This window comes from Immundisolibacter sp. (assembly GCF_041601295.1).
GTDB lineage: Bacteria > Pseudomonadota > Gammaproteobacteria > Immundisolibacterales > Immundisolibacteraceae > Immundisolibacter.
The window spans coordinates 1-10,906 of the sequence record NZ_JBFIII010000098.1; the positions used below are offsets into that span (position 1 = coordinate 1).

General features: G+C 66.2%; 9 protein-coding genes. 5 read left to right on the forward strand and 4 right to left on the reverse strand.

What is annotated here, in order from left to right; translation table 11 throughout:
- Positions 1-169: 169 nt before the first annotated feature.
- Complete coding sequence (locus ABZF37_RS11840) at positions 170-697, reverse strand: 3-phenylpropionate/cinnamic acid dioxygenase subunit beta (RefSeq protein WP_372720164.1); 528 nt, start codon at positions 695-697, stop codon at positions 170-172.
- Positions 687-2,042 (reverse strand): aromatic ring-hydroxylating dioxygenase subunit alpha, encoded by a 1,356-nt coding sequence (locus ABZF37_RS11845; RefSeq protein ID WP_372720166.1) that lies wholly within the window; start codon positions 2,040-2,042, stop codon positions 687-689. The genes ABZF37_RS11840 and ABZF37_RS11845 overlap by 11 nt, the downstream gene beginning before the upstream one ends.
- A gap of 228 nt (positions 2,043-2,270) precedes the next feature.
- Here ABZF37_RS11845 and ABZF37_RS11850 point away from each other — a divergent pair, with 228 nt between their 5' ends.
- The gene (locus ABZF37_RS11850) at positions 2,271-3,944 is read left to right on the forward strand and encodes a sigma 54-interacting transcriptional regulator (protein WP_372720168.1); all 1,674 of its coding nucleotides are present in this window, start codon (positions 2,271-2,273) and stop codon (positions 3,942-3,944) included.
- Positions 3,945-4,147: 203 nt separating this feature from the next.
- Positions 4,148-4,396, forward strand: coding sequence for a DUF4282 domain-containing protein (locus ABZF37_RS11855; RefSeq protein ID WP_372720170.1), 249 nt, complete (start codon positions 4,148-4,150; stop codon positions 4,394-4,396).
- Between the two features lie 63 nt (positions 4,397-4,459).
- Here the strand turns inward: ABZF37_RS11855 and ABZF37_RS11860 are convergent, their stop codons facing one another.
- Both ABZF37_RS11860 and ABZF37_RS11865 read right to left on the reverse strand, forming a co-directional pair.
- The gene (locus ABZF37_RS11860; protein WP_372720172.1) at positions 4,460-5,599 is read right to left on the reverse strand and encodes a DUF711 family protein; all 1,140 of its coding nucleotides are present in this window, start codon (positions 5,597-5,599) and stop codon (positions 4,460-4,462) included.
- A gap of 6 nt (positions 5,600-5,605) precedes the next feature.
- Complete coding sequence (locus tag ABZF37_RS11865; protein ID WP_372720174.1) at positions 5,606-6,529, reverse strand: VOC family protein; 924 nt, start codon at positions 6,527-6,529, stop codon at positions 5,606-5,608.
- Between the two features lie 188 nt (positions 6,530-6,717).
- Here ABZF37_RS11865 and ABZF37_RS11870 point away from each other — a divergent pair, with 188 nt between their 5' ends.
- The 3 genes from ABZF37_RS11870 to ABZF37_RS11880 all read left to right on the forward strand — a co-directional run.
- The gene (locus ABZF37_RS11870) at positions 6,718-8,511 is read left to right on the forward strand and encodes a PQQ-binding-like beta-propeller repeat protein (RefSeq protein ID WP_372720176.1); all 1,794 of its coding nucleotides are present in this window, start codon (positions 6,718-6,720) and stop codon (positions 8,509-8,511) included.
- A 49-nt stretch (positions 8,512-8,560) separates the two neighbouring features.
- The gene (locus ABZF37_RS11875) at positions 8,561-9,928 is read left to right on the forward strand and encodes a short-chain fatty acid transporter (RefSeq protein ID WP_372720178.1); all 1,368 of its coding nucleotides are present in this window, start codon (positions 8,561-8,563) and stop codon (positions 9,926-9,928) included.
- 424 nt (positions 9,929-10,352) lie between these two features.
- On the forward strand, positions 10,353-10,906 hold a 554-nt coding region (locus ABZF37_RS11880; protein ID WP_372720180.1), incomplete at its 3' end, for an FAD-dependent oxidoreductase.

Genomic DNA, 10,906 nt, shown 5'->3' on the forward strand with positions numbered 1-10,906 from the left:
GCGCCACGAACTGCCAGCAGCGGGCGAAGATGGCCTCCAGCTCGCGTTCGTAGATGGCCTCATCCCAGAAGATGCGCCAGTCGACCCAGCCTTCCTTCAGGTCCATATAACGCGAGTAATCCTGCGGAGGTTGGGCATGCTCGTGGGGTTTCATGGGCGTCCTGCTCCTTTAGAAAAACACGTTCAGGTTGCTGTCGATCACCACCGGGTGGTCGAACTGGATCAGCCGGCTTACCAAGCGCCAGACGCCGCCCTCGCAGCGCCAGCGGTCGGTGCGGGCCGCGGTCAGGCGTCGCTGCTGGGCGTCGATGCGGCTGCGATGGATATCGACTACGGAGTAGACCTGCGCCTCGCGGTCGGTCTCGACCTGATAAATCTCGACGTTGCTGACAATGCGCCGCGCGCTGTTGCGCGGGTCTTCCGCCCAAACGAGGCCGGATTCCAGGCGCTGGATGCGCAACTCAAGGCGCGCTTTGTCGTCGTCGAAGACGTAGCCCGGACCCACCGCCAGCGCCGCGCTGCGATCGGCCCGGAAGCGGCGCGAGGTGAGCGGTAACTGGTAGCGCACGTCCTCGGCCAGCAGATCCAGCCAGTCGGCGTAGCGCTCCCCATCCAGAAGGCGGGCTTCGCAGTACAGCTGCTGGGTCAGGGCCAGGTGCTGGTCGACCGGCAGCATGACGCGTGTGTCAGCCGGCATCGGCCAAGGCCTCGTCACCCGCCAGCGGGTTCAGGTTGTACTGGGGCACCTGACGCCAATTCCGGGCCGCCATGTGCTCCTGCCAACGTCGGTAGAAGTAGCGCTGGTTGTGCTCGCTGACCACGCCGACCGCGATGTCGCCGGGAAAGCCCGGCCGGGGTCCGCTGCGGCCAAGCGCCATATTGGTGTGTACATCGATCTGGCGCGTACGCCAGCCGCTGCTTTGCTCGGTGCAGGCGGCCAGGTTGTCGCCGTCGTCGTTGTCGAACAGCCCGGCCGGGCCGAAGGTGAGCAACTGATTGTCGAGAATGCGTTGCTTGATGTCGTCCGGCATGGCGTTCTCGACCATGGCCCAGCTCCACTGCTCGATGCGCCCCGGCCCCTTGGGGTGGTAGACGCGGAACCAGTTCAGGCCCGGCAGGAACTGCAAATTCGGGAACACGGTCAGGTTCAGCTGCGATCCCCACAGCTTCTCGCCACGCTGCCGCCCCAGGCGCTCGATGGCGGTTGGGCGGTTTTGTTCCAGGTAGCGCAGGATGCCGGCGTTGTCCGGATAAAAGCTGTAGCCGGACACGCCGTCCACGGTGGCCAGTAGCGAGTGACCGTTCAGGCCGGCAATCGACAGTCCACCTTCCAGATCGACGCTGGCGTTGCCGACCGTGAAGCCCGAGAAATCCATGCTCTGCACGGCCTTCATGGCGCCGGCGTGGGCCCAGCCGAGGTGATAGCCGTCTCCGCAGACGTTCTCGACCGGCAGCTTCCAGTTGGTCATGAGCTCGACCTTTTGCGTCTCGCCGATCAGCGCCGTGCCGCCGGGCTGGGCGTCCAGCCACACGTCCAGGTACCACTTCATGTCGCCGAGGTACTCGGACAGGCTGGGGGCGTTCTTGTCGAAACAGCCAAACACCAGGCCCTTGTAGGACGCCACCTGATCAACCTCGACCAGGCCAAAGCGGGTCTTGTCGATCTCGTTGAAGTAGGCGTCCTTCTCCAGCGGTACGTTAACCAGCGCGCCGTCGGTGCCGAAGGCCCAGCCGTGGTAATTGCAGGCGAAGGCCCGGGCGTTGCCGCGGTCGGCGCGGCATAAACGGTTGCCGCGGTGGGTGCAGGTGTTCAGGAAGGCCTTGATCGAGCCGTCTTTCTGGCGCACCACCAGCACGTCGTCCTCGCCCATGAAGGTGCGAAAAAAATCGCCCGGCTGCGGAATCTGCGATTCGTGAACCAGAAACAGCCAGCAGCGGCCAAAGATACGCTCCAGCTCCTGCTCGTAGACGGCGGGGTCGGCATAGATCTGGCGACGCTGCACCGCGCCCGCGGCCGATACCAGACCGGCGTGGTCGGTCATCCGTGACTCCTTTATCTGGAAACTGTGGGGCTCGAAATCCGCGCCTGACGAACTGGCGGCGGATAGGGAACTGATTTGCAGCCGGCGTGCCAAGTCCTAAAAACCCTGCGCAAACCCCGCAGTGGAGCCGATCTGAAGCCTGCATCAGGGCGGTATGGTGGGCGGAAAAATGACGCTCACGTCACTCTTGCGCATAATGGCGTCCAAAGATTTACTTTGGCGTACATCATGTCGCAATCCGTACCCAGCCCCAGCCTGCCCGACATCCGCGACCTGGCCGAACAGGTCCGCTTCACACCCGACACCGGGCGTATCTGGGTCCGGGACCAGCGCGGCGTATTGCTGACCGCCAGCGTGTACGGCGCCCTGCGGCACGAGTTGATCGATCGCCTGGGGTCCTCGGTGGTGCGCGAATTGCTCTCACGCATCGGCTATGCCGAAGGCGGCCGCGATGCCGAGGCGGCTCGCCGGCTGCGCCCGAACGTGAGCTATTTCGATGCCTTTGCGGTCGGACCGCAGGTGCACGCACTGGCAGGCTTTGGCTGGTCGCAGGTGATCCACCTGCATGCGGAGCCTGAAAGCGGTGCCTTTGCAGGCGAGTTCGTGGTCCACGATTCGCTGGAAGCCAGTGTCCACGTTGACGCCTACGGCACCAGTCCGGAACCGGTGTGCTGGATGCAGACCGGCTACGCCAGCGGATTTGCCAGCGCCTTCGCCGGACGGCCTATCCTGATGCGCGAAGTGGAGTGCCGCGGCATGGGCCACGAGGCCTGCCGGCTGATCGGCAAGCCGCTGGACGAGTGGCTCAGCGAGGCGCCGGATACCCGCTATTACCAGCCGGAGGCGTCGGTGAACCGCTTCGCCGACCTGGAGGCTGGCGAATCCGACGGCGTGGTCGGCATCTCGGCTGGCTTTGGCGCCGCCATGCACCTGCTGCGCAAGGCGGCGGACAGCCGTGCCACGCTGCTGTTCGTGGGCGAAACCGGCGTCGGAAAGGAAGTTTTCGCGCGCCTCGCGCACCGCATGAGTGGCCGCCGCGAGCAGCCGTTCATCGCCGTCAACTGCGCAGCGCTGCCTGAGAATCTGATCGAAGCCGAGCTGTTTGGCGTGGTCAAGGGTGCCTACACCGGGGCCAGCACATCACGCGCTGGCCGCTTTGAGCGCGCCGACGGCGGCACGCTGTTCCTGGACGAGGTGACCAGCCTGAGCCTGGCCGCGCAGGGCAAGCTGCTGCGGGCCCTGCAGGAGCACGAGATCGAACGCGTCGGTGACAGTCAAACGCGACGCGTCGACGTACGCGTCATGGCCGCCTGTAACGAGGACCTGTACCACGCCGTGGAGGCCAAGCAGTTTCGCGAGGATCTGTATTTCCGTCTCACCACCTTTCCGGTGCCGATTCCGCCGCTGCGCGAGCGACGCGACGATATCCCGTTACTGATGGCCTATCTGCTGCGGCGCTTTTGCGCCACGTACGGCAAGGCCGTGCCCGGGTTCACCGCCCGGGCGGTCGAAGCGCTGTTCGGGTATGACTTTCCCGGCAACATTCGCGAGCTTGAAAATCTTATCGAGCGGGCGGTGCTGCTGGCCGCCGAGGGCGAGGCCATCGACCTGCCGCAGCTTGCCCTGCGTGGCGGCCTGTCGCGTCCATCGGCGTTTGCGCTGGACCCCGCCGGGCGGCTGAGCGACAGCCGCCACGGCCTGCGCGAACAGGCCGCCGCCCTGCTGGCCTCAGGCACCGGCCAGCACCGCTTCGACGCCATCGAACAGGCCCTGCTGGAACAGGCGGTAGCCGACAGCCAGGGCAACCTCGCGGCAGCCGCGCGGCAGCTCGGCCTGACCCGCCGGCAGGTCGCACTACGTTTGCAAAAACACCGGGTGAACACGTCGGCCGCCGCGGACTGAGCAAAGGGCAGCGGGGCTTTTTTCCAGTCCTTCCCGACGCCCGGTCATGGACCGGGCCGGTCCGGTATCTGGCAAGGTCGCCGCCCGACGATGGTATAACCATGTGGCCCGACGCGATTGATGTCACAGGCAAAAATCCTGTTTTGGGCAATGTCACTGTTTCCGCGGCCATGTTGGCCCCGGGCAATCAGGGAGCGTAAGCGATGCGAGACATATTCTTTTTCGACTCGATGCTGACACCGAAGATCATCACGATCGTCTACTGGATTTTGCTGTTCGCTGTCGTCGTGAGCGGCATCGGCAGCATGTTTGCCGGCAAGTTTCTGTGGGGTCTGGTAGCCCTGGTCGGCGGAGCGGTTGGTGCGCGTATCTGGTGCGAGCTGCTGATCGTGCTGTTCAAGATCAACGACAACATCAAGCAACTGGCCGAGCCTGGAAAAGAGGCGGAATAAGGCGCGGCGATTCAACAGGAGCGGCTGCTGCCGGGGCGTCGTCGGCCCGGTCGCGGTCGTCTCTCATAGCGCCAGCACCCGGCCCGGCGCGAAGTAATCGAAGCTGAAATCGGTGGCGTCACCGGTTACGCGATTGGGCAACGGCAGCACGCGCATTTCCAGTGGCCTGCCGATGCTCTCGGCCAGAGCCGCCACGTCGCGCAGGGCCGCCACCAGGCGGGCCACGGGCAGGTCGCCCGGCAATGGCACTACGTCAGGCCCGCAGCTGCCGGCCGCCGCGCAGGCCAGCAACTCGGCCCAGCCGAACCCGGTTTCGCCGCTGCGCGCGGCAAGCACCGCGTCCTCAAGCACGATCAGCATTGGCGCGTTGAAGCCGGTCTTCGGGAAGCTGGCCGCGGTAACGGCGCAGCGCAGCGCAGCAACCGCGGCCAGCGTGCCTGGCCCGCCAAAGGGTGTTGCCGTGAGTGACTCGATGGCGGTGCCGAGCGAGCGCTCCGGGCTCGGGTACGGGGCCAGCGCGCAATCGATGCCGTGGAACACCGCCCGCCCGGCATGTCGGTTGGCCAATGCGGTCAGTGGCTGCAACCGACGGGTGAGCATCTCGGCCAAACCCGCGACGAAGTGGTCCAGGTTGGGTGCTTCCGCAGCCGCGGTCACCGCCAGATCGGCCGCCTCGATGGCCAGCGCGAAACCGTCGTCCGCGCCCTCGGCGGTGTAGGCGGCCGGAAAAAACGGCCCGGCCGGCGGCATGCCGAAAGCCGCCGCAAAGCGCAGGTTGGCAAAGCCGTCGTTGCCCAGCCGGCTGTTGGCGAGCACCGTCTGCGCGCAGGCACCGAAAGCGGCGCTGTCGGCGCCGAGTAATTCCGCCGAGCAGAACAGCCACTGGGTGCCGGCGAGCGCGGTCGGCACGGCCGCCAGCCAGGCCGCCTGGTCGGGTCCGGGTCCGATGGTGCCAACAGCCAGGTGCTTGAAACCGGCCTGCTTGGCACTGGCCTCAAGCGCTACCGCTGCCTGCGGCAGGGCGGCCGGCTCGCTGATCCAGCCTGGCGCCGGTGGCGTGGCCAGGCGCAGGCTTTGCACTTTGATGCCGGCATTCTCGATATGGCCGCGTAAGGTCGCCGCAGTCCGGCCCAGTTCCGCCAGGCGATCCGGCTCGGCCAGTGTCGCCGCGCTGGCGAACACGGTAATGGCGCGAACCTCCATGGCGGGTCAGGCGCCGCCGGTTGCCTGTTGGCGTTCGGCCATTTTTCTCAACTCGTCGATCACCGACTGCTCGTTGTCCACCAGGCCCTGCTGCCACACGTCGATGGTGTCCAGACCCCGCGCCAGCAGGCGCGGCTTGGGCGGTGCGTCCTCGGTGAAATGGCGGGCACCGAAACTCATCTCGGCCACGGTGTCCGGTCCGGCGAAATAGAAACCGACCGAGGTGGACGGCGCGTGGCGCAGCAGATCCATGGTGATGGTGTAACCGAGCTTGCGCACATTGGCGCGCGCCCGCATGACGTCGTCCAGCCCCGGCGGCTGGAAGCAGATGTGGTTCAGGCCACTGGCCGCGCCGCCGAAACTGCCGACACCGATGCCGTGGTGCCAGCCATTTTTCATGTGCAGGAAGCACACGTCGCGCTCCACCCAGTCCGACTCGCGCATGCCAACCACGTCGCGGTAGAACGCCGTCGCAGCGCGGGTGTCGCCGGCTGCCAGCACCACGTGCTGGATGTCGAGCAACTGCACCGTGCGCGCCTGCGGTGGGTTCGGCATGGCGACCATGTCGCAATACAGTTCAAGCGGATTGCCGGACGGGTCATTGAATCTGAGGTAGCGGTCCACGCGGTCCGTATCCAGGCCATCGCCTGCCTGTGCCTTGATGCCGAGCACCTTCAGATGGGCTTCGAAGGCGTCCAGTTCGGCACGGTTTTCGACCTCCAGCGCAATGCGCCCGAGGCCGGGCTCGGGCGACTGTTCCAGCACCATCCAGTGGTGCTGCATGCCGCCGCGCAAATACACCTTGCTGCCCTGGCGGGCGCTGATTTCGAGCGGTACCGCCCGGGTCCAAAAGGCCAGTGACTCATCGAGATCCTTGACCTTTAGGTGCACGTACCCCAGACGCTGGGGGCAAAGACGCGTATCGGACATGGCGAATTCCCTACAGGTAGCGAACGAAGTCGAATCATGCACGCGGCACTCGTGGCACGGCAAGACACGTATCGCGCTGCAACGACAGCGGGCGCTGCGGCGCCTACCCACAACACGCGGGTTGTTGCTAGGCTCCCGATACAGCGCCGGGCCGCAAAACGGCGGGTGGATGACCAGGAGGAGATGCCGTGAGTAACAAGTGTTTGCTTGCCTTGGTGCTGGGTACCCTGATCGCGCCGGCAAGCGCCCTGGACATCCAGGGCCGGGTGAGCGCAGCTGGCCAGCCGCTCGCGGGCGTACTGGTTACCGCCGAAGACCGGGAGAGCGGCGACAACGACAACCCGGCCTCGGTGTCCGCGTTCAGCGACTCCGCTGGCCGCTTTGTGCTGCCCGGGCTCATCCACGCCCGCGCGGCGCAAGTGACGCTGCGCACGCACAAAATCGGATATCGCCAGGCGGCGCAGGAATGGGATGCGGCACAAAGCGGTCAGCCGCTGACGGTGAATCTGCGTCTTGCCGCTGTCGACAACGTGGCCGACCAGGTGCCGGCATCCGCGTGGCTGGCCAGGTTCCCGCTGGACGAGCGCGGCGCGCGCTTTGTTGCCGGCCAATGCGCCGGCTGCCACCAGTTCCCGAGCCGACAGGTGCAGCGTTTCGCCTCCAGCCTCGCCAGTCTGGGCGAAGCCGAGAAGCAGGAACGCTGGACCGAGGCCACCCGGCAGGAGAACGAGCGCCTCAAGGAACGTGTCTGGCGCGGCGCGGTGCAGACCATGCGCGGGCTGGCACTGCGCTTCTCGGCCGACTCGCCGGTGCGCTGGGGAATCGACGAGAAACACCCCGAATACGCCAAGCTGATGACCGCCGACTTCAGCCTGTTCAATCAGGAAGAAGAAACCGCCGGCGCGGCCGCCCTGGCGCGGTATCTGGGCAGCGATTTCAGCACCTTCAGTCTGGCCGACTATCCGGCCGCCGCCACGCCGCTGGCGGCCACCGCCAAGACACGCATCACCGAGTACGCTTTGCATACCGGCGGCTGGACGCGCGAGATCGCCTGGACCCCGGCCGGCGGCCAGTTGTGGTTGGTGGAGGACGACGCCGACCGCATCGCCAGGCTCGATCCCAAGACCGGCCGCTTGCGCTGGATCGACTTGCCGGGGTCATCGCAGCACCCGCAGGGACCGCACACCATCAACGCCGATCGCGAGGGCAATATCTGGCTCTCGCTGGAGGAGAGCTACGCGATCGCCAGGCTCGATCCGAAGACCGAGCAATGGCGGATATACCCCGGCTTTGGCGAGTTCTCGATTGCGCATGACGCGTGTGTCGACAGCGATCGCTACGTCGCTTTCGACGGTAAGGGTCGCCTGTGGTTGACCCTGATCGGCCAGAACGAACTGGCGTCGCTGGACCCGGCCACCGGCGACATCCAGCGCTTTCCAATGCCCAAAAAAGAGGGCGAGGCGGCCTTTCACGCGGCCCTTTATGGCTGCGTGATGAGCGCCGATCGCAAACAGGTCTGGTTCACCCAGCTGAACGGCATCGTGGGCGGTTTCGACGTCGAAACCGGAAAATTACAGACCTCGCTCACGTTCCCGCTCGGGACCATCCCGCACCGAATGGCCATTGACGATGGCGACGTGATCTACGTCGCGCTGTCCGGCGATGGCCAGGTGCTGGCCTACGACACCCGGGCCGGTAAGGAGCTCGCCCGTCACCCGCTGCCGGACCGCAACGCCTCGCCGTATGCCCTGACCTGGGATCCGCGCCGACGCGTGGTGTGGGTGGCCGCCTCCAATACTGACGTCATCTACCGCCTGAACCCGGCCGACGGCGCCGTAAGCGTGCTGCCACTGCCCCGTCCGCGGGCCTTTTTGCGCATGATCGATCTGGATCGTACCAGCGGTGATCTGTGGACCACCTACGCCCACCTGCCGATCAACCGGGGACCCAATTACGCGGTACGGATCGAGGTGGGGGATTGAGCGTGGCCGACAAATCGCCCGGCCGCAACCGCCGTCAGGAATAACAACAATGCTGCAACGCCTGGGCGCCGGCCTGTCGCGCCTGTCGGAACGCTATGTGCCGGATGCCTGGATCATCTGCCTGATCCTGACGCTGATCGTGTTCGGCCTGGCCTGGGCCGGCCCGGGGGCCGATCCGCTCACCTCCGCCCGTGCCTGGGGCAACGGCGTGTGGACGCTGCTGACGCTGGCCATGCAGTTCACGCTGGCGCTGGTGGCGGCGCATGCCTGCGCCACCGCCACGCCGGTATACCGGGCGCTCGACTGGCTGGCCCGGCTGCCCAACCCCGCCAGTCCGCGTCAGGCAGTGCTGCTGGTTGGGTTGTTCTCGCTGCTCACCGGCTGGCTCAACTGGGCGCTGTCGCTGGTGGCCTGTGCGCTGTTCGTGCCGTTCGTGCTGCGCCGCAACCCGCTGGCCGATGTACGCGTGGTGCTGGCGGCGGGTTACCTGGGCCTGGGCACGGTCTGGCACGGCGGCCTGTCCGGCTCGGCGCCGCTGATTCTGGCCACGCCGGGCAATCCATTGCTCGGCACGGACGGCGCGCCGGGCGTGGTGTCGCGCCTGTATCCGATCACCGAAACGTTGCTGATCCCGTTCAACCTGGTGCTGATCTGTGTCGTCGGCGTGGTGGGGCTGGCGGTGGTCTGCCTGCTGCACCCAACGCACGGCGCGCGCACCGTGGACCCGGACACCCTGAACGACCTGCTGCCCGAGCCGCCGAGCTTTGCGCCACCGGCAACGCCCGCACAGCGGCTGGATAATTTCCCCGGCTGGACCTGGTTGGCCGCCGCGCTGCTGGCCTATCCGCTGGGCTACGCCATCGTGACCCAGGGCTTTGGCGCCAGCTGGACCATCAACGCCTACAACGCCGTGTTCCTGGCTGCCGCGCTGCTGCTGCACGGCCGGCCAACGGCGTTTCTGGCCGCCTGCCGCAATGGCACGCAAGCGGCCTGGGGGATCATCCTGCAGTTTCCGTTCTACGGCGGCATCTACGGCGTGCTGCAACACACCGGTCTTGGGCGCTGGCTCGGCGAGTTGTTCGCCGGCCACGCCAGCACCGCCAGCTACCCACTGCTGGTGTACCTGTACTCGGCCGCCATGAACCTGTTCGTGCCCTCGGCCGGCTCCAAATGGATCCTTGAAGCGCCGTTTCTGATCCCGGCCGGCGAGGCGCTCGGCGTGTCGCCGATTACCACGCTGCTGGCCTACTGCTACGGCGATTCCACCACCAACCTGATCCAGCCGTTCTTCGCCATCCCGCTGCTGGCGGTCATGCGCGTGCGCTTTGCCGACATCCTGGGGTACACCGCCATCGTGGCGGCCGTGTGTTTGGTCATCAACATGGTCGCAATGTTGTTTATTCCGCGAATGTTGTGAGGGTGGGAGGCCAGGGGCGAGGCGAGCAGGTGGTAGCCCGTATGAAGCGCAGCGAAATACGGGAGAAGTCGCAGTCAGATCGTCCCGGATTCCGCTACGCTTCATCCAGGCTACGGTTTGCTGGTCAGCAACATGGTTGCGATGTTGTTTATTCCGCGGATGCTGTGAGGGTGAGCGGTCACGGGCCAGGCCAGTTGACCCCCACCACCCGAAAGGAATGGGTCGCGTAATTTCCAACCGTGCGCGGCAGCCCGCCTGGGATGCGCCAAGGCACGAAACGCATAGTTCGAAAGGGAAAGCGCCGCGCGATCGGACACAAGGCACCCAACCGGCATCGATGCCCGGGCTCTAACCGTGTTTTTCGGCGCCGCTTCAGGCGATGATGGGCCTACCCTGAGCGACTTTGGGAAGCCGGAACCCCAGCATGTCACCGCCTTGTTATGACCTGGTCGTTGTCGGCGGCGGCATCAACGGCGTCGGTATTGCCCGCGACGCCGCCGGGCGCGGCTTGTCGGTACTGCTGGTGGAGCGGGACGACCTGGCGGCGCATACCTCCAGCGCCAGCACCAAGCTGATCCACGGCGGGCTGCGTTACCTCGAGTACGGCGAATTCGGCCTGGTGCGCAAGGCGCTGCAGGAGCGCGAGCTGCTGCTGGAGGCGGCGCCACACATCATCTGGCCGCTGCGTTTCGTGATGCCGCATGACGCCGGCCAGCGACCGGCCTGGATGATCCGCGCCGGCCTGTTTCTGTACGACCACCTGGCGCGGCGCGACCGGTTGCCTGGTTCTGCGGGCGTGGACCTGCGCAGTCATCCGGCCGGCGCGGTTCTGAAGTCTGGCTTACGGCGCGGGTTTATCTATTCCGATGCCTGGGTGCAGGACGCCCGCCTGGTGGTGCTGAACGCCATGGACGCCCATCTGTGTGGCGCGCGCATCGCCACCCGCACCGCGCTGGTCGCCGCGCGGCGTGGCCCGGA

Coding starts and splice junctions, on each gene's coding strand:
- ABZF37_RS11840 (WP_372720164.1), bottom strand. CDS start 697: ATGCCGGCTGACACACGCGTCATGCTGCCGGTCGACCAGCACCTGGCC.
- ABZF37_RS11845 (WP_372720166.1), bottom strand. CDS start 2,042: ATGACCGACCACGCCGGTCTGGTATCGGCCGCGGGCGCGGTGCAGCGT.
- ABZF37_RS11850 (WP_372720168.1), top strand. CDS start 2,271: ATGTCGCAATCCGTACCCAGCCCCAGCCTGCCCGACATCCGCGACCTG.
- ABZF37_RS11855 (WP_372720170.1), top strand. CDS start 4,148: ATGCGAGACATATTCTTTTTCGACTCGATGCTGACACCGAAGATCATC.
- ABZF37_RS11860 (WP_372720172.1), bottom strand. CDS start 5,599: ATGGAGGTTCGCGCCATTACCGTGTTCGCCAGCGCGGCGACACTGGCC.
- ABZF37_RS11865 (WP_372720174.1), bottom strand. CDS start 6,529: ATGTCCGATACGCGTCTTTGCCCCCAGCGTCTGGGGTACGTGCACCTA.
- ABZF37_RS11875 (WP_372720178.1), top strand. CDS start 8,561: ATGCTGCAACGCCTGGGCGCCGGCCTGTCGCGCCTGTCGGAACGCTAT.